Here is a 19,715-nt window from a genome sequence, read left to right on the forward strand (position 1 = left end):
CACAATTATAGCAAGGCATAATTGATAAGGGATAAAGCAAAAATAATTGACAACGTTCGACCTTTTACGTATTATGAGATATTGAACGGATACTCTTATCCCGAGCTGGTGGAGGGTCAGGCCCTGTGAAACCCGGCAACCTGCATGAACTATTTCACGACATGCGTTGGTGCCAACCTGATGCAAGGGTAAACCCTTGAACGATAAGAGTGAAAGGTTACGAAGTCATTATTTCCTTTCCTCATGTTAAGTAAGCGTGAGAGAAGGATTTTTTTTATTGTAAAAAACGAATGTAAAGGTAAGTATGTGTAATCCTTTCCTTATTATAATGACGGATCTTTCGAAAATCCTCGTGTTAAAAGCGGCAACTGTTTTTTTTTGTACGAAAGTGAAACGACAGCAACAGGTTGTTTTTGTGCGAAAGTGAAACGACAGCAACAACGGCTTGAGAGTTCAATCCTTAGGAACGGACTTGACATGGGTAATGAGTACCGTATTCATTCACAAATTTTATTTGTAAGAGTAATAGGAGGAAAACTAAATGACAAACCGTCGATTGTTTACATCAGAGAGTGTAACAGAAGGACATCCAGACAAAATTTGTGACCAAATTTCGGATGCCATTTTAGATGCTATTTTAGCAGAAGATCCAAATGCGCGTGTAGCGTGTGAAACAACTGTAACAACAGGCTTAGTATTAGTAGCAGGAGAAATTACTACTTCTACATATGTCGATATTAAAGGTATCGTCCGTGATACTGTAGCAGAAATCGGTTATACTCGTGGGAAATATGGCTTTGATGCTGAAAACCTAGCAGTACTTGTTGCGATTGGCGAGCAATCACCTGATATTGCGCAAGGTGTTGACCAAGCTTTAGAAGCGCGTGAAGGCTCTATGTCAGACGCTGACATTGAAGCAATTGGCGCCGGTGACCAAGGCTTAATGTTCGGTTATGCATGTAACGAAACACCAGAGCTTATGCCATTACCAATTAGTTTAGCGCATAAATTAGCTCGTCGTTTAACGGAAGCACGTAAATCTGGCGAACTTGCATATTTACGTCCAGATGGAAAAACGCAAGTAACGGTTGAATATGATGAAAATAATGTACCAGTGCGCGTAGATACGATTGTAATTTCAACACAGCACGACGAAGAAGCGACGCTTGAACAAATTCAAGCAGATATAAAAGAATTCGTTATTGCTCCGGTTGTGCCAAATGAATTACTAGATGCTAATACTAAATATTTCATCAACCCAACTGGCCGTTTCGTAATAGGTGGTCCAAAAGGGGATGCTGGTCTAACAGGACGTAAAATCATCGTTGATACATACGGTGGCTATGCGCGTCATGGTGGAGGTGCTTTCTCTGGTAAGGACGCAACTAAGGTGGACCGTTCAGCGGCATATGCAGCACGCTATGTGGCAAAAAATATCGTAGCGGCAGGCTTAGCAGAACGTGCTGAAGTACAACTTGCTTATGCAATCGGTGTTGCTCAACCAGTATCTATTGCTGTAGATACATTTGGGACAGGAAAAGTTAAGGAAATTGATATCGTAGAATGGGTACGCGAGCTATTCGATTTACGCCCAGCAGGGATTATAAAAATGCTTAATCTTCGTCGTCCTATTTATAAGCAAACTGCAGCATATGGTCATTTCGGTCGTACGGACTTAAATGTACCTTGGGAACAAACAGATAAAGCTGACGCATTAATGGAAAAAGCAGGATTATAAATAGTTTAGCTAAAACAATGCAGAAGCTGTAAAATTATTTTAACTCATTTCAGCGGGTGTCCAAACATCCGCTGAAATAGTTTTATCCAAAAAAATAGCTTCTAATTACAACTATGTATGGCTTGGTTGTCCAAAAATACGAGGAGCTGCTTCGATGTAATTGAAATAGCTATTTATATTTTTGTTTGAAGAGATTTATAGTATTGACCTTTTTCTGCATATTCACGTACGATGCGTTCCATATCTTCTTTATCTTCAGCATTTAATTCTCGTACAACCTTTGCTGGACGACCTAATGCTAAGCTATTCGGAGGAATGACTTTGCCTGGAGGTACAAGACTACCCGCCCCGATGAATGCACCCTCTCCAATCTCTGCTCCGTCTAAAACTATTGAGCCCATACCTATTAAGGCATTTTTACGAATCGTACAGCTATGTAAAGTTACTTGATGTCCGACTGTTACTTCATCTTCAATAATGAGCGGATATTTAGGGCTTTGATGTAAACAACAAAGGTCTTGAATACTAACTCGTTTTCCGATAATTGTTGGTGATACATCACCTCGAATTACTGTGTTAAACCAAATTGTCGTTTCAGCACCTATTATAACGTCACCAGTAACGGTTGCATAATCGGCAATAAAAACAGATGGATCGATCTTTGGTGTTTTCCCTTTAAATGGATAGATCATGAGAATCGCCTCTTTTCTTTCTATGATGTATTATTATCGTATCAAATACGCAACTTGATGGAAATATAAAATTAAAATGAGCGAAATATTTCGATATAATCATTGTGTAATTATTTTTTTAGGAGGACTATGTGAAATGTGGAAATGGGAAGCTGATGGGCAAGCAAAGGCTGTGGTTGCTATTATTCATGGTGCATATGAAAATCACCGCTGGTATGCATGGCTTATAGAAAAACTTAGATTGGAAGGCTTCCACGTAGTCATGGGGGATTTACCTAATCATGGTGTAGATGTAGGATTTTCACGTGTTCATGATGAAGATTTTAAAGAATACAACAAATATACAAGGCATTTAATCGAGAATGCTTTTTCGTATAATTTACCTGTCTTTTTAATAGGACATGGGCTTGGTGCAACATTATTACTACACACCATGCATAAGCGAAAATATGAATGCGCAGGTATTATTTTAACTTCACCTTGGCTAAATTTAAAGCTATTGCCAGGTAAACTATCGAATGCTCTAACTAGTCTAAGTGCCCTGACAGCAAATGTGAAAATGACTCATGAAATTACATTAAACACGTTAACGCGCAGTGTAGAAGGAAGAGATGAGATGAAGGATGAGGTTTCTTTTATGTCAGTCGTTTCTGTGAAATGGTATAGAGAGCTACAGCAAATGATGCGTAATTTAGTGTTATTGCCTAAAGCTGAATTCCCTAATAGGCCTATGTTAGTTATGACAGCTGAAAAAGATAGTATTACTGAAACTAAACAAACCCGTAATTGGCTATATCAGCAGGAATTTACAGAGTTTCAATTCAAAGAATGGGAAAACTGTTATCATAATCTATTTCATGAAGTAGAGCGTGAAGAAATTTTTGTTTATATACGTGATTTTATTAATAATGCTCTTCGAAGAATTGGTTACATTATAGAGTAGTGTAACCTCTCTAAAACTTGCTAACGTATTGTTACTAACATGGCTCATCACCATAAATATGGGTTCCGACTGATGCGCTTTCCTGTGTGCGTCCGATGAGCCGCTTAGAGCAACAAATGTTTTATGTGCGAAAGCAAAGCGGCAGCAACAAATGTTTTATGTGCGAAAGCAAAGCGGCAGCAACAAATGTTTTATGTGCGAAAGCAAAGCGACAGCAACAAATGTTTTATGTGCGAAAGCAAAGCGGCAGCAACAAATGTTTTATGTGCGAAAGCAAAGCGACAATAGCACAAATGTTGGTCACGAAGGCGTTTATTAGCCTTCGTCTTCTACTGGCTCGCTCAGAGTCTCACCTAAGACGCTAATTCCTCGAGGCGTCGTCCAGCTCCGACTCCGATTGACTTACATACACGACATATATTTAAAAAACACACCTCCAACTTTTGGTAAATAATCTCCGAATATAATGTTGTAATTTTCTGAAAAGTGTAATACTATAATGACTTAAAGTAAAATTTCAAAATTGGAGGGGTAAGATGGAAGCAATTGTTGGAACATTGAATGACATTTTATGGGGACCGTGGTTTATTTATGGTATCTTATTGATTGGACTCTTTTTTTCAATCATTACACGATTCCTACAAGTAAGACACATCAAAGATATGTTTGTTTTAATGTTTAAAGGTGAAAAATCGGATAAGGGGATTTCATCCTTTCAGGCGATGTCTATCGCATTATCTGGTCGAGTAGGTACAGGTAATATTGCCGGTACTGCGACAGCAATCGGGATGGGGGGACCTGGTGCTGTTTTTTGGATGTGGGCAATTGCCTTTATCGGTGCGGCAACTGCTTACGTTGAGTCGACGTTGGCTCAAATTTATAAAGAAGAGAAAGATACAGAATATCGTGGCGGACCCGCATATTACATAGAAAAGGGAATGGGGCAAAAGTGGTTTGCAGTTATTTTTGCTATTGCCGCATTAGCTGCAATGTTAATCTTGATGCCGGGTGTTCAATCGAATGCAATTGCGACAGCTGTTGAAAACGCTTTTAATATTGAAACTTGGATTACAGGACTTATTATTGCCATATTACTAGGTGCCATTATTATCGGTGGGGTTAAATGGATTGCCAATGCTGCACAGATTATAGTACCTTTCATGGCGTTAGCTTATATTCTTATGGCCCTTATCATTATTGCAATGAATATTGAAGAAGTACCATCTGTAATTGCATTAATTTTTTCTAGCGCATTTGGTGCACAAGAAATCTTTGGTGGTATAATCGGATCTGCTATTGCATGGGGTGTTAAACGCGGAATTTATTCTAACGAGGCCGGTCAAGGGACAGGAGCGCATCCAGCTGCGGCAGCAGAAGTATCACATCCTGCTAAACAAGGAATCGTGCAAGCGGCTTCTGTATATATTGATACATTATTAATCTGTTCAGCTACAGCATTTATGATTTTATTTACTGGAATGTATAATGTACAGGATGAAAAAGCTGCAGAAGGTACGGATTCATTTATTTATACTGGTGAATTCAATAAAGACGGATTAACTGGGGATGAACAAATAACATTTGCGAAAAGTATTAAAGAAGGTGCAGCATACACACAATATGCAGTTGACTCTTCACTACCAGGCTTTGGTGGTCCATTCGTAGCGATTGCATTATTCTTCTTTGCTTTTACGACAATTATGGCATATTACTACATTGCCGAAACAAATGTGGCGTATCTATTCTCAGGAGCTACAGAAAAAGTCGCCATTTGGGTTGCGAAATTTGCTATTTTAATTGCTTCGTTCTACGGTACTATACGCACATCTGACCTTGCTTGGGCAATGGGGGATGTTGGACTGGGCCTAATGGTTTGGATTAATGTTTTAGCAATTTTAATTATTATGAAACCTGCAATTGTTGCATTAAAGGATTATGAGAAACAGAAAAAAGAAGGAAAAGATCCTGTTTTTGATCCTCGTAAACTAGGAATTAAAGGTGCAGATTTCTGGATAGACTATAATGAAAAACGTAAAAATAAATAGACAATAAAGAGAAAGCTATCTAATAGATTGTAATATTCTATTAGATAGCTTTTATTTTTTATAAAATAAAATCCTGGTGGTTCTGAGTAAGTTGATCTTCGTTACGACTGGGCGACTCCTTGGGGGTTAGCGATAGAGGAACGAAGGCTAAGAGCATCACGTCCTGTGATAACGCCTTCGTGACCAACATCGTGTCGGCCCAAGCGGCTCATCGGACGCCCCCAGGAAAGCGCCCAGTCGGAACGGAAATCAACTCCACGTTATGGTGAGAAGCCTCAAAAAAAGGCCCGAAATACTTATCTTGTTTCGGGCGTAAATGGATTAGATTAACGGGTAATCTTTCATTTTTTCTAAAGCAATAACAAAGGGTGGATCATTTTGTTGATTTAGAAACTCGTATTTTAATACATGTACATATTTTTGGGGAAGTTGACTGACATATTCTATCACTGTATCACGTTCTTCCTTGCCACCCGGATGACCGTGATAAATGACAAGGACTATAAGACCGCCGACTTTGAGCAATTTTAACAAATCCTGAATTGCTTGTATCGTAGTATTAGGCTTTGTAATAATATCATGATCACTACCAGGCAAATAACCAAGATTAAAAATAGCAGCAGCTACTTGTTTGTGTACATATTTGGCTATTTCTTCATGTCCCCTGTGTAAAACAAGTGCACGATGCTCTAAGCCATTATCTAAAAGGCGATGGAGAGTTGCATCGACTGCGCTTTTTTGAACATCAAAGGCGTAGACTTGACCTTCATCACCGACAAGTTGTGCTAAAAACAATGTGTCATGGCCGTTTCCTGCAGTGGCATCCACCGCAGTATCGCCCTCGGCAACTGCATCCTTTATTAGCTGTTGAGCATATTGTAAAACGCGTTGTAGCTTCATTTCGGAACCTCAGCTTTATAAAATTTCCCTTGCCAGCTTCCACGGCGTTCAAGTTCAGCATCAATTCCATTTAATACTTCCCATTTATTAACACTCCACATCGGACCAATCATTAAATCAATTGGTCCATCGCCTGTGATACGATGAATAACCATATCTGGTGGTAGAATTTCAAGTTGATCTGCTACTAGCTTTGTGTAAACCTCCTGATCTAAAAATTCTAACATACCCTTTTCATATTGCTTAACCATAGGCGTGCCTTTTAAAAGGTGTAGTAAATGAATTTTAATGCCTTGTACATCAAGCTTTGCTACCTCGCGAGCAGTTTCCATCATCATGTCATAGTCTTCAAGTGGAAGGCCATTAATAATATGCGAGCATACTCGAATACCATGCTTCCGTAGCTTTTCAACACCTTCTACATATGTTGCATAATCGTGGGCACGGTTGATGAGATTTGCTGTTTTTTCATGCACAGTTTGAAGTCCAAGTTCAATCCATAAATATGTGCGTTCATTTAATTCAGCTAAATACTCGACAACATCATCTGGCAAACAATCTGGGCGAGTTGCAATGGATAATCCAACAACACCCTCTTGGGCCAGAGCTGCCTCAAATTTTTCCTTTAATACTGGTAGTGGTGCGTGTGTATTTGTATATGCCTGGAAATAGGCCATGTATTTGCCATCCTTCCATTTTTGATGCATTTTGTCACGGATTTCAGCAAATTGCACCTCGATTGGATCAACTTTGTTGCCGGCAAAATCACCAGAACCTGCTGCACTACAAAACGTACAGCCTCCAAAGGCAACTGTACCATCACGGTTTGGGCAGTCAAAACCTGCATCCAGTGCTACTTTAAAAACTTTATGACCAAATTGCTCACGTAAATAGCGATTCCATGTATAATATCTTTTCCCGTCTGAAGGAAAAGGAAAGTTTGTTTCTGTCATTTATTTCACTCCTCTAACACTATATTTTATCATGTGTCAATGGTTCCGTCATGAGGTAAGAATTTATTATTAAGGACTTTACTATTTAATACTGGGAGAGCTGAGCGAAAAAATAAGACGATTGGTGCGAGTGGATGGGGAAGCCGAGCGATGGATAATGACTGGAGCGAATCATGGGGGAAGCCGAGCGAAAAGGTTAATGACCGGAGCGAATCGTGGTGATAGCTGAGCGAAAAGGGCATCCACCAGAGCAAATCATAGAGGGCTTTACGAACCTACACTAAAAACACCTGCATTAAAAGTATTCTTAAGTCTATGTAAAAAGAGTAAAATTATTTTTCTTGTGCTTTCGTATTTTTCAACATAAACTAACTATTTAGAGTATCGAAATAATGGAGGTCATTCTATGCCAAAAAGTGTGTGGTTTTTAATTATCGGAATGCTTGTGAACACAACGGGCAACTCTTTTTTATGGCCTTTAAACGCCATTTATTTGCACGATTATTTAGGGAAGTCGCTTGCGATGGCTGGCTTTGTGTTGATGTTGAATTCTGCTGCCGGCGTATTGGGAAATCTATTAGGCGGTTATTTATTTGATAGAATAGGGGGCTATAAATCAATAATGTTTGGCATTTTTTTGACGATTGCCTCATTAATTGGTTTAACGATTTGGCACGGATGGCCACATTATGTATGGTTCTTAACGATACTTGGCTTTAGTGGAGGTATCGTATTCCCTGGAATGTTTGCTTTAGCTGGAACTGCGTGGCCTGAGGGCGGACGGAAGGCCTTTAACGCCATTTATTTAGCTCAAAATTTAGGAGTGGCAATTGGACCTGCACTTGCTGGGGTAGTTGCTGATTACCAGTTTGACTATGTATTTAAAGTCAACTTAGTTATGTATATTTTGTTCTTTTTTATAGCGTTATTTACTTTTAAAAGATTAGAAGAGGGTAGCATTGCACCGAAAAATGTAGTAAGTGAAAGTAAACGAATTATTAATAAAGCACCGTTTTATGCATTATTAATTGTAAGTTCATCCTCTGTGCTATGCTGGCTAGCTTATTCACAATGGAGTGCAACTATTTCTTCTTATACGCAAGATCTAGGATTAGGATTGAAACAGTACAGCTTACTTTGGACTATTAATGGCCTACTTATTGTTTTAGGGCAGCCGTTAATTGCACCACTAGTGAAGCGTTGGGAAAATAAATTGAAGCGGCAATTAGTATTTGGTATTGTCCTTATCGCATTATCTTTTGGAATTATTGCCTTTGCTAGTGATTTTAAAATGTTTGCTGCCGCCATGGTTGTGTTAACGTTTGGCGAAATGTTTTATACGCCCGCTTTACCTACCATCGCCAATCGGCTTGCACCAAAAGGACGTCAGGGCTTTTATCAAGGGATTATCAATAGTGCGGCAACAGCAGGTCGTATGATAGGTCCTCTATTTGGTGGTATTATGGTCGATCAGTTTGGCATGATTGTACTCGTATTAATCCTAGTAATTATAGTATTGTTTGCGATTATTCCATGTCTTATCTATGATTATCCTTTACGAGAGAATAAAACAGTGACAGATCAATAGGTTAAATTTAACAAAAATTTTCCGGAAACGAGCAAAAACTGTGTGGGAAACACGTTTTCTGCTCGTTTTTTAATTTTTACTCTTGAAAGTAAACATATTGTAGCGTAGAATCAATCATACATATTCAAATATTTGAATATGTAAAGATGAAGTTCCGTGGAGGGATATATGTGGAAGAGAGCTTACAACAATTTAAGGCAGATTTTTTTAAAGCTTTAGCACATCCATTACGAATTAGAATATTGGAATTACTAGTAGATGGTAAAAAAAGTGTCAACGAAATTCAAAGTTGCTTAGAAAAAGAGGGCTCAGCTGTTTCTCAGCAATTAAGTGTATTACGAGGAAAAAATATCGTGTATGGGACGAAAGAGGGTAAAAAAGTTTACTATTCTTTAAGTGATCCGATGATTGTTGAATTACTTAGTATAGCAAAGGATATTTTCAACAATCACTTAATAAATACAATTACAAGATTAGAAGAGATGGCTATTAACGAAAATGAAGAGGATATGTAGCGTTTATTATGAAACATTTACCTTTTTGAAGGGAAGATTTATAGATGAAGTCACTGTTTACGGGGAGATATGAAGGGTATTCTATTCATCACTTAAAGAAAGATTTAATATCAGGGATTATTGTCGGGATTGTGGCAATACCACTGGCAATGTCCTTTGCCATTGCGTCAGGCGTTAAGCCCGAGTATGGCATATATACATCTATTATTGCTGGTATACTTATTTCTATTTTTGGTGGGTCGAAATATCAAATTGGGGGACCTACAGGGGCGTTTGTGCCAATTCTGCTAGGGATCGTCATTTCGTATGGCTATGAAAACTTACTAATTGCTGGATTAATGGCCGGGATTATTTTGTGCTTAATGGGTATTTTTAAACTAGGCTCATTAATAAAATTTATCCCACGTCCCGTGACGATAGGTTTTACAGCTGGAATTGCTGTTATTATTTTTACAGGTCAAATTGCCAATTTCTTGGGTTTGAAAAATGTTGAAAATCATGAGTATTTTATTGACAATATAAAAGAAATTGTTACGCATATTAATACGACAAGTTTTTATAGTGTTTTAACGGCAATTATTAGTCTTGTCATTATATTAATTACACCGAAAGTTTTACCTAAAGTACCTGCGGCGTTAGCAGGCATTGTTGTTTCTACACTTGTAGCAACAATCTTTTTTTCTGGACAAGTTGCCACAATAGCAACAGCCTATGGAGTAATTCCAAATACATTACCGGATTTTGCAATTCCAGAAATCACATTCGAGCGAATTCAGCTACTTATTGGCCCAGCATTTGTGATTGCTATGCTTGGTGGAATTGAATCCCTTCTATCAGCGGTAGTAGCGGATGGGATGACAAATACAAAACATAATAGTAACCGAGAACTTATTGGTCAAGGGATTGCTAATATTGTAACCCCTTTGTTTGGGGGGATTCCTGCAACGGGTGCTATTGCCCGTACTGCGACAAATATTAAAACAGGTGCAGCATCACCAATGTCAGGTGTTATCCATGGCGTATTTGTATTAGTCACTTTATTATTATTAGCACCAGTTGCTTCACATATCCCATTGGCTAGTATGGCGCCAGTTTTAATGGTTGTAGCTTGGAATATGAGTGAGCAAAAACATTTTGCACATATCCTTAAATTGAAATCAGGAGATTCCCTGGTCTTGATGATTACGTTTTTACTGACTGTTTTCACAAGCTTAACATTAGCTGTAGAGGTGGGGCTTGTGTTAGCAGTTGTATTATTTGCGAAGCGTATGAGCGAAAAGCTTGTAGTAACAAAGGTATTACCGGATCATTCGAAAGAGAGTGGGAAGGTACAATCACATGTTGTTCATCAGAAGCGTGACTGTCCACAAATTAGTATTTATACAATTGAGGGTCCTCTTTTCTTTGGCGCAGCTCAAAATTTTGAGGAGGCAATTGTAAGTTCCGTTCAACAACAACAAAAAGTTTTGATATTACGTATGAGTAAAGTGCCCTTTTTGGATACAACAGGTGAGACATATTTTGGTAATGTCGTCCGGAATTTTAAAGCCCAGGGTGACACTATTTTAGTTACAGGTGTTCAAGATGAATTGAAATTAGCATTACAAAACAATGGCTTATATGCTGAGATTGGTGAGGATCATTTCTATCCGCATACAGGAGAAGCAATTAATAAAGCTTTAAGCTATTTAGATATAAATAAATGTATCGGGTGTAAGCACTTTGCTTTCCGTGAATGTCAGGAATTATCTCGCGATGAAGGGACAGTAAATAAAGTAACTGCCCCTAGCTGCCTGATTGGTGAAGACTAATAATCGGTGGGGATGAAGAATCCCCACCGATTAAAATTTTCACTTTATCCCAACCTAACGGGCAGTAATTTATCTTATTGAAAGCGAAGCATTTGGTACAAGTCTCCTACCTCAAAATCTAGCGAAAGCAAAGAAGTTAGGTGGGAGATGAACTGCCAGAGAGGTCGTTATAATCATCCCCGCAATTATATTCGTTAATGTAGGGTGAGTGTCTTTAGGCAAATTGTTCATTTTGTCCTTCCGTGAGAAAACGCTTTCATTTTACTATAATTATTAAGAATATGCTTTCAAATAATAGGAATCCTATCATAGCAGGAATCTCCTATGAATAATTATAGAAGTATGGATACGAAATAGGCTGCAAAGAATGTAACAAAGCTTACAGAGGAGGAATAAAAATGAAGAAAATTATGAATCAACCTGAAACACTCGTTATGGAAATGTGCAATGGGATGGTTATGGCTCATCCGGAACTTGAGTTGTTAAAAATATATAAAGTAATTAAGAAAAAAGAAATGAATGAAAATAAGGTAACTTTAATTAGCGGTGGCGGTAGTGGACATGAACCGGCACATGCGGGGTTAGTCGGAAAAGGAATGTTGGACGCTGCAGTATGCGGTGACGTCTTTGCTTCTCCTTCACAAATACAGGTATATCAAGCAATTAAAGCAACAGCTAGCAAAAAAGGTACACTGCTCATTATTAAAAATTATAGCGGAGATATTATGAACTTTAAAAATGGTGCTCAACTAGCTTCTGAGGATGGCATTCAAGTAGAGTATGTCCGCGTAGATGATGATATTGCAGTAGAAGATAGTCTTTATACAGTAGGACGACGCGGTGTTGCGGGAGTTGTGTTAGTACATAAAATCGCTGGTGCCGCTGCAGAAGAAGGTATGGATTTGATGCAGGTCAAAGCTGTGACGGAAAAAGCAGCGGCAAATGTTCGAACAATTGGTCTAGCACTAACTTCATGTACGGTGCCAGCTAGTGGATCACCAACTTTCAAATTAGGTGAAGATGAGATGGAATATGGTGTCGGTATTCATGGAGAGCCAGGAAGAAAACGTGAAAAAATGATGACTGCAGATGAATTAGCCTTCCGTATGACAAATGACCTAATGAAAGATTTAGGACTAGATAAAGATGATGAAATTGCTATCCTAATAAATGGATTTGGTGGTACACCTCTGCAAGAACTTTATCTGTTTAACAATGCAGTTACTAGAGAGTTGAGTAAAAGAAATATTCCAATCAATAGAACGTTTGTCGGCAATTACATGACAAGTATTGATATGGCTGGGATTTCTCTAACAGTAATGAAACTAGATGATGAGCTGAAAGCATTACTATCGAAAGAATGTAATACACCTGCATTTAAGGTAGATGGACCAGTTGAGCGTGTAGAATACGTAGATATTAATGATCACGTAGAAGAGAAGCGAGTTTTCTTTGAGACGGAAACAGAGGAAGAACACGCTATCATCAAAAGTGAGGTAATCACATTAAACAATATAATTTATCTCGTAGATAAAATGAGCGAAATTATTATCAAGAACGAAGTGCCTTTCTGCGAATTGGATACCCATGCAGGTGATGGCGATTTCGGAATGAGTGTCGCTAAAGGATTTAAGCAATTGAAACGAGGATGGAGCTCGATTCTAAATCAAGAACATTTAAATATTGGAACTTTCCTGGATGCGTGTTCTATGATAATTATGGAACATTGCGGAGGAGCTTCTGGTCCAATTTGGGGTGGAGCTTTCCGAGCTGCAAGTAAAGCTGTAGAAGAGAAAATGGAATTAACAGTCGGAGAGTTTGCTGAAATGTTACAAGCTACACTAAAAGGTATACAGTCTGTTGGTGAGCGTTCTTTCGGAAGAGGAGCAGAGGTAGGCGATAAAACGCTTGTAGATGCGTTTGTACCTTGTGTAAATGCTTGGTTAGAAAGCGCTGCAGCTGGTACGGATATTAAAATAGCTTTTGAAAACGGGGCAGAGGCTGCTGTTAAAGGAGCGGAATATACAAAAGAAATTGTTGCTCGAATGGGTCGTGCGGGTACAGTTGGTGAAAGAAGCCTAGGATATCCGGATGCTGGTGCATATGCACTAGGGGTTATTTTTACGGAGCTTTCTCATAGTTTAAAATAATGCGAGCTCTATGGACACAATGTATTTCGGGTATTGCTACCTTTAGGGATTGAATTGTTCAATAATGGGTAGTATGTAAACAAAGCCTTGTGCTTTTCAGTACTTTCCATTAGAATAAATGCAATACATGAAAAGACAGTGATGAGGAATAGTAAATTTGTGTTTCTTTTTAGAGAGCTAGCGGTTGGTGGGAGCTAGTAGGAAAGCAAATTGAACTCGCCTTCTGAGTCTGCCCGCGTGAAACAGCGCGTGCCGTTCCTTCCGCGTTAAGGAAGCTAAAGCCGAGTGTGATCACTAATTTGGGTGGTACCGCGGGAGATACGAATTCTCTCGTCCCTTTCTATAGAAAGGGGCGAGTTTTTTTATTTTTTAAATATTTTGTCAATTATTATGAAGAGTAATATTACAAATTCGAAGGAGGAAAAATCGTGAGTTTTAATCATCTACAAATCGAAAAAAAGTGGCAGCAATATTGGGCCGATAATAAAACTTTCAAAACTGAAAATGAAACGGATAAACCAAAATTTTATGCGTTAGATATGTTCCCATACCCATCAGGCGCAGGTCTTCACGTAGGACACCCGGAAGGTTATACAGCGACAGACATCCTTTCACGCTTTAAACGTATGCAAGGCTATAATGTTCTACATCCAATGGGGTGGGATGCGTTTGGTTTACCAGCAGAGCAATATGCACTTGATACAGGGAATGACCCAGCAGAATTTACGGCGAAAAATATTGCTACATTTAAGCGTCAAATTCAAGAGCTAGGATTTAGCTATGATTGGGATCGCGAAATTAACACTACAGACCCAGAATATTATAAATGGACACAGTGGATTTTTATTCAACTTTATAAAAAGGGCTTAGCGTATGTAGATGAAGTGGCTGTAAACTGGTGCCCAGCACTTGGAACAGTACTTGCAAACGAAGAAGTTATTGATGGAAAGTCAGAGCGTGGTGGTCATCCAGTAGAACGTCGTCCGATGAAGCAATGGATGCTTAAAATTACTGCCTATGCAGATCGTTTAATCGACGACTTAGAAGAAGTTGATTGGCCAGAGTCTATTAAAGATATGCAACGTAACTGGATTGGTCGCTCTGAGGGTGCAGAAGTAACATTTAGCATTGATGGCACAGATGAAAACTTCACAGTGTTTACAACTCGTCCTGATACATTATTTGGTGCTACATACTGTGTTCTTGCACCTGAGCATAAATTAGTGGAGCAAATTACAACTGCTGAACAACGCCAAGCTGTAGAAGTTTATTTAGAAAAAGTAAAAATGAAATCTGATTTAGAGCGTACAGATTTAGCGAAAGAAAAAACTGGCGTATTTACGGGTGCCTACGCAGTTAATCCTATTAACGGTAAAAAAATGCCGATTTGGATTGCGGACTACGTATTAGCATCATACGGTACTGGCGCAATTATGGCAGTTCCAGCACATGATGAACGTGACTATGAATTCGCAACAGAATTTGGCTTAGAAATTACTGCTGTGCTTGAAGGCGGCGACATTAGCAAAGAGGCATTCACAGGTGATGGTAAGCACATTAACTCTGACTTCCTTGATGGCTTAAACAAAGAGGACGGTATTGCTAAGGCAATTGAATGGCTTGAGGAAAAAGGCGTAGGGGAGAAGAAAATCTCTTACCGTCTTCGCGACTGGTTATTCTCTCGTCAACGTTACTGGGGAGAGCCAATTCCTATGATTCATTGGGAAGATGGTACAACGACGCCAGTACCAGAATCCGAATTACCATTAGTGCTACCAAAAACAGATAATATTCGTCCTTCAGGTACTGGTGAATCTCCACTAGCAAATATTTCTGAATGGGTAAATGTTGTTGACCCTGAAACAGGCAAAAAAGGTCGTCGCGAAACGAACACGATGCCACAATGGGCAGGTTCTAGCTGGTACTTCATACGTTATATTGACCCAACAAATAAAGAAGCAATTGCTGACCCTGAGTTACTAAAACGCTGGTTACCAGTTGATATTTATATCGGTGGAGCAGAGCATGCGGTATTACACTTACTATACGCTCGCTTCTGGCACAAAGTACTATACGATTTAGGTGTTGTACACACGAAAGAGCCATTCCATAAATTATTTAACCAAGGGATGATTCTTGGTGAGGGTAATGAAAAAATGTCTAAATCAAAAGGCAATGTTGTTAACCCTGATGAAATCATTTCTTCACACGGTGCTGATACTTTACGTCTCTATGAAATGTTCATGGGTCCACTTGAAGCATCTGTTGCATGGTCAACAAATGGTTTGGACGGAGCACGTCGCTTCTTAGATCGTATTTGGCGTCTATTTATCAATGAAGAAGATGGAACAATCGCTGCGAAAATTCAAGCTTCTGATGATAAAACACTTGAAAAATCATACCATCAAACTGTGAAAAAAGTGACTGAGGATTATGAAGGTATTCGCTTTAATACAGCTATTTCACAAATGATGGTATTCATTAACGATTGCTACAAAGCAGATGTTATTCCGACAGCTTACGCAGAAGGCTTTGTGAAGATGCTAGCTCCAATGGTTCCACACGTTGCAGAAGAGTTATGGCAGCTATTAGGTCATGATGCAACACTTTCATATGAGCAATGGCCAACATATGACGAGTCTAAACTTGTTGATGATGAAGTGGAAGTCGCAGTTCAGGTTGCCGGCAAAGTACGTGCCAAAATCATCGTAGCAAAAGATGCTTCAAAAGAAGAAATCGAAAAAGTAGCACTTGCAGATGACAAAGTACAAGAGTATATGGCAGGCAAAGACTTAGTAAAAATCATTGTTATCCCAGGCAAGCTTGTTAACATCGTAGTTAAATAATAATGATAAAAGTGCCCAATTTGGGCACTTTTTTTATACTGAAACCAACTGAGATTTCGATACGACTATAACCACACGTTATGGTAGTGAACCAATATTAGTTAAAAAGGACAATTTTTACTTGCGTGCTATAACAAATGTTATTGATGAAAATTAATTGGAATAGTTGTTTTTGGGTTTAAATAACATCACTAGCCATAGTTAAATGAGAATGTATACGATTCCTTTTGAAAGAAAAATGTATATTTGAATAATAAAAATGAATAGGTAATGATCATTCAATTTAAAATATGCACAACATGTATTGGGTTTATTAAAGTGGAAATTTATTAAAAGTTAAAAATATCATTTAATATTATTTTTTGGTTTCTTTTTGTGTGAAAAATTTCTTTTGTTTAAGTTTTAAAATTCTCTTTTATTCCTAATATTTCTACCTATTTAATATTCGATTGTGATTTATGGAGAAGGGCGAAAAAAATAACTGAGTCGGAAAAATATGAACTATACATAGTTTGAATGTGAAAATATGCACAAATTTAATTATATCAGAATAATTATTTCGAACTGAGGTAATAGTGTGGAAAAGTAATATTAGCTAAAAAGTGTTGTGGTTTTCCTTTAATAAACAGCTATTTACTTAGAGGTTGTAGGGTTTTCGATGTAATATAACAAGGGTGAAAAATAAAAAACTTTTTGGGGAAATAATATTTTTTTGAAAAACATCTTGCATTTGAATAATTCTAAATGGTAAATTGTTTTACATGGACGTTCATAAAACTTTCACAGGTAGCAAAAGAGGGGAGAAAAGAGAATTTATGAATAAAAATAGATGGTTAATTGCATTATCCGCAATCGCTATTCATCTTTCGATCGGTGGAGCATATGCATACAGTGTATATAAGCTACCGATTGTCACAGAGATGGGCTGGAGTGAAACAAACGTAACGGTTGCCTTTACAATAATGATGGGGCTTGCGGGTTCTTCCGCAGCATTATTTGGTAGCTTAGTAGAGAAAATGGGGCCACGTAAATCTGCGATGATTGCAGCTGTTCTATTTGGAGCAGGACAAGCTGGTGCTGGTCTAGCGATTGAAATGGATTCTGTAACAATGTACTGGTTAACATATGGTTTACTAAGTGGATTGGGTATGGGTATTGGTTACATTTCACCTGTATCGACATTAGTTAAATGGTTCCCAGACCGTCGTGGTTTGGCAACAGGTATGGCTGTACTTGGGTTTGGATCAGGGGCACTCATTACAGCACCTGTCGCAGCTAACTTAATGGAGGCTGTGGGTATTTCTACAACGTACTTTATTTTAGGGGCAAGTTATTTCACGTTAATGATTTTAGGGGCTTTATATATAGTGCCGCCTGCACCTGGTTATATGCCAGCGAATATGAAGGCTGCTGCAAACAATGGGAAAGAAGTTGTGAAAAAAGATTTAGCTGTAATGTCAGCGCGTGAAGCTGTAAGAACTAAGCATTTCTGGATGCTATGGGCGATGCATTTAGTGAACGTAACAGCAGGTATTATGATGATTTCTGTTGCATCTCCAATGGCTCAGGAAATTGTAGGATTATCAGTTGCGGGAGCCGCAGCAATGGTAGGAATTATGGGATTATTTAATGGTGGTGGTCGTTTAGTATGGGCTGCTGTGTCTGACTATATTGGTCGTTCGAACGTCTTTGTAATTTTCTTTATCGTACAGCTAGTTACATTTATCGTCTTACCATATACAACAAACGCTATTATTTTCCAAGCACTTATTTTCTTAGTTGTTAGTTGCTATGGTGGAGGCTTCTCGAATTTACCTGCATTTGCAAGTGATTTATTCGGTACGAAGCAACTTGGTGTTATACATGGTTATTTATTAACGACATGGTCATTAGGTGGTGTTTTTGGACCGCTTTTAGTAAGCGCAATTAAAAATGCTTATGGAAGCTATATTCCAGTATTCTATGTGTTTACAGGATTAATTGCAGCTTCATTAATAATTGCATTAACTTTACGTGCCGACGTACGTAAACAAACAGCATTAAAAGAAGCTTCTCAAAAGGTTGGAGACGTCTCCGCTACACGATAAATTTTACTTTCAATTCGCACTTGAAGGTATTGGCCATATGAGTGTCATTTCGCACATGACGCTTGTATGGTCTTTTTTTGTAGCTGGTGTTATATAACACTAGATTAATCTTTTTTTAATGTATAACAGCTGTTGTCTGATGTCAATATCATTACGGGAAATAAAGTGATTTTGCTACCAAAAGAGAATTTTTGTAACGAAAAGTAAATGCAGGGCTCATTGATCAATCATTAAGGGGGGGACCTAGAATTGGGGATGTATTTGTCAGAAATATTTAGGCACAACCGTTAACGCTAAAGTTTGTAAGTTTAGTTAGGGGTCATCACCGAAACATGTACTTGGTTTTAAAAACGAAATTAGCACATGGAACGGAAGGCGGCGACTCCTTGGGGATTAGCGAACAGCTTGAGACCCCGCAGGAGCGTACGCGACGAGGAGGCTCAAGGTTCGCCCCCAGGAAAGCGTCCGCCTGTAGTGGAATGTGCTGTCAAGTACAGATTTTGGTGAAGAGCCTTAGTTAGAGTGCGAAATTCAAGAGGAATTAAAATGAATTGAATCTTTTCATTAGTTTAAACGTATATAAGATAAAAAAGGGAGGAATTGGAATGGGTAAATTTTCTTTAGATGAATTTGTCAATAAAACACAACAGGACGACAACGAAAATGAATATTTCGAGTTAGAAACTGAACGTGTATTAGAGGTCAATCTAGATGGTGAAGTATGGTCAAAAATGGGCGCAATGATTTCCTACATAGGCGATATTAAGTTTGAGCGTGAGCGTGTGTTGGAGCATGGATTAGGTAAAATGTTTAAAAAGGCATTAACAGGCGAAGGTATACAACTTATGAAAGCGAATGGGAAAGGGCGACTGTACTTAGCCGATCAAGGAAAAAAAATAACGATCTTCGATTTAAAGGGTGAAAGTATTTGTGTCAATGGTAATGACTTACTCGCATTTGAACCGAGTATAGAATGGGATATTCATTTAATGCGTAAAATGGCTGGAGTCATGTCAGGTGGGTTGTTTAATGTAACGTTACAAGGGAAAGGGAAGGTAGCTATTACAACTCATTTTGAACCGCTTACCTTGTTAGTGAAGCCTGGTGAAACGGTTTATACGGACCCACATGCAACAGTAGCATGGTCAGGCAATTTGAAACCAGAATTTAAAACAGATATTAGCTTCCGTACGTTTATCGGTCGTGGGAGCGGTGAGTCCATTCAAATGGCTTTCTCAGGTGAAGGCTTTGTCATTATTCAGCCGTTTGAGGAAGTGTATGTGTCTAAAGAAAGCTAAAAGAGCGTGTCCGTTTTTTTTAAGGACACGCTTTTTTAATGGATAGAAGATCTGGAATCGCTGATAACTTACAGGAAATCGCTGATAAAAGTCCAGAATCGCTGATAACTTACAGGAAATCGCTGATAAAAGTCCAGAATCGCTGATAA

General features: G+C 38.5%; 16 protein-coding genes, 1 riboswitch and 1 other annotated feature. Of the genes, 13 read left to right on the forward strand and 3 right to left on the reverse strand.

Translation table 11 applies throughout. From position 1 onward, the window contains the following. Positions 1-92: 92 nt before the first annotated feature. Positions 93-210: riboswitch (SAM riboswitch) on the forward strand. A gap of 331 nt (positions 211-541) precedes the next feature. After that, positions 542-1,738, forward strand: coding sequence for a methionine adenosyltransferase (gene metK / locus ACVWXS_RS20935; RefSeq protein ID WP_456960015.1), 1,197 nt, complete (start codon positions 542-544; stop codon positions 1,736-1,738). Between the two features lie 173 nt (positions 1,739-1,911). On the opposite strand, the gene ACVWXS_RS20940 is transcribed toward metK, so the two are convergent. Further along, positions 1,912-2,430 carry a gamma carbonic anhydrase gene (locus tag ACVWXS_RS20940; RefSeq protein ID WP_456960016.1) on the reverse strand — a complete coding sequence of 173 codons (519 nt, stop codon included), beginning with the start codon at positions 2,428-2,430 and terminating at the stop codon, positions 1,912-1,914. Between the two features lie 136 nt (positions 2,431-2,566). On the opposite strand from ACVWXS_RS20940, the gene ACVWXS_RS20945 reads away from it, so the two are divergent. From ACVWXS_RS20945 to ACVWXS_RS20960, 4 genes are all read left to right on the forward strand, one after another. Continuing rightward, on the forward strand, positions 2,567-3,373 hold the full coding sequence (locus tag ACVWXS_RS20945; RefSeq protein WP_368638189.1) for an alpha/beta hydrolase: 807 nt from the start codon (positions 2,567-2,569) through the stop codon (positions 3,371-3,373). Positions 3,374-3,468: 95 nt separating this feature from the next. Continuing rightward, positions 3,469-3,738, forward strand: coding sequence for a hypothetical protein (locus ACVWXS_RS20950; protein ID WP_456960017.1), 270 nt, complete (start codon positions 3,469-3,471; stop codon positions 3,736-3,738). A 171-nt stretch (positions 3,739-3,909) separates the two neighbouring features. Continuing rightward, on the forward strand, positions 3,910-5,418 hold the full coding sequence (locus tag ACVWXS_RS20955; RefSeq protein WP_456960018.1) for an alanine/glycine:cation symporter family protein: 1,509 nt from the start codon (positions 3,910-3,912) through the stop codon (positions 5,416-5,418). 119 nt (positions 5,419-5,537) lie between these two features. Next, positions 5,538-5,687 (forward strand): hypothetical protein, encoded by a 150-nt coding sequence (locus tag ACVWXS_RS20960; RefSeq protein WP_456960019.1) that lies wholly within the window; start codon positions 5,538-5,540, stop codon positions 5,685-5,687. Positions 5,688-5,739: 52 nt separating this feature from the next. Here ACVWXS_RS20960 and ACVWXS_RS20965 read toward each other — a convergent pair whose 3' ends face one another. After that, the gene (locus tag ACVWXS_RS20965) at positions 5,740-6,318 is read right to left on the reverse strand and encodes a class I SAM-dependent methyltransferase (protein ID WP_456960020.1); all 579 of its coding nucleotides are present in this window, start codon (positions 6,316-6,318) and stop codon (positions 5,740-5,742) included. Continuing rightward, the gene (locus ACVWXS_RS20970; protein ID WP_368638192.1) at positions 6,315-7,271 is read right to left on the reverse strand and encodes a TIGR01212 family radical SAM protein; all 957 of its coding nucleotides are present in this window, start codon (positions 7,269-7,271) and stop codon (positions 6,315-6,317) included. The genes ACVWXS_RS20965 and ACVWXS_RS20970 overlap by 4 nt, the downstream gene beginning before the upstream one ends. Before the next feature lie 406 nt (positions 7,272-7,677). Here ACVWXS_RS20970 and ACVWXS_RS20975 point away from each other — a divergent pair, with 406 nt between their 5' ends. The 8 genes from ACVWXS_RS20975 (at position 7,678) to ACVWXS_RS21010 (ending at position 19,566) form a co-directional block, all read left to right on the forward strand. Then, the gene (locus tag ACVWXS_RS20975; protein WP_456960021.1) at positions 7,678-8,859 is read left to right on the forward strand and encodes an MDR family MFS transporter; all 1,182 of its coding nucleotides are present in this window, start codon (positions 7,678-7,680) and stop codon (positions 8,857-8,859) included. Positions 8,860-9,005: 146 nt separating this feature from the next. Next, entirely contained in the window at positions 9,006-9,374 is a 369-nt protein-coding gene (locus tag ACVWXS_RS20980) for an ArsR/SmtB family transcription factor (protein ID WP_374965576.1), read from the forward strand. Positions 9,375-9,418: 44 nt separating this feature from the next. Beyond that, entirely contained in the window at positions 9,419-11,185 is a 1,767-nt protein-coding gene (locus ACVWXS_RS20985; protein WP_456960022.1) for a SulP family inorganic anion transporter, read from the forward strand. A gap of 398 nt (positions 11,186-11,583) precedes the next feature. Continuing rightward, the gene (dhaK, locus tag ACVWXS_RS20990) at positions 11,584-13,335 is read left to right on the forward strand and encodes a dihydroxyacetone kinase subunit DhaK (RefSeq protein WP_456960023.1); all 1,752 of its coding nucleotides are present in this window, start codon (positions 11,584-11,586) and stop codon (positions 13,333-13,335) included. 129 nt (positions 13,336-13,464) lie between these two features. Then, positions 13,465-13,676, forward strand: a binding site (T-box leader). Positions 13,677-13,763: 87 nt separating this feature from the next. Further along, complete coding sequence (leuS, locus tag ACVWXS_RS20995) at positions 13,764-16,181, forward strand: leucine--tRNA ligase (RefSeq protein WP_456960024.1); 2,418 nt, start codon at positions 13,764-13,766, stop codon at positions 16,179-16,181. An 815-nt stretch (positions 16,182-16,996) separates the two neighbouring features. Continuing rightward, positions 16,997-18,268: an L-lactate MFS transporter gene (locus ACVWXS_RS21000; protein WP_368638198.1), complete on the forward strand. Its 1,272-nt coding sequence runs from the start codon at positions 16,997-16,999 to the stop codon at positions 18,266-18,268. A 332-nt stretch (positions 18,269-18,600) separates the two neighbouring features. Beyond that, positions 18,601-18,789: a hypothetical protein gene (locus ACVWXS_RS21005; protein WP_456960025.1), complete on the forward strand. Its 189-nt coding sequence runs from the start codon at positions 18,601-18,603 to the stop codon at positions 18,787-18,789. An 84-nt stretch (positions 18,790-18,873) separates the two neighbouring features. Then, the gene (locus ACVWXS_RS21010; protein WP_368638199.1) at positions 18,874-19,566 is read left to right on the forward strand and encodes an AIM24 family protein; all 693 of its coding nucleotides are present in this window, start codon (positions 18,874-18,876) and stop codon (positions 19,564-19,566) included. Positions 19,567-19,715: the final 149 nt, after the last annotated feature.

Source organism: Lysinibacillus sp. TE18511 (assembly GCF_054062295.1).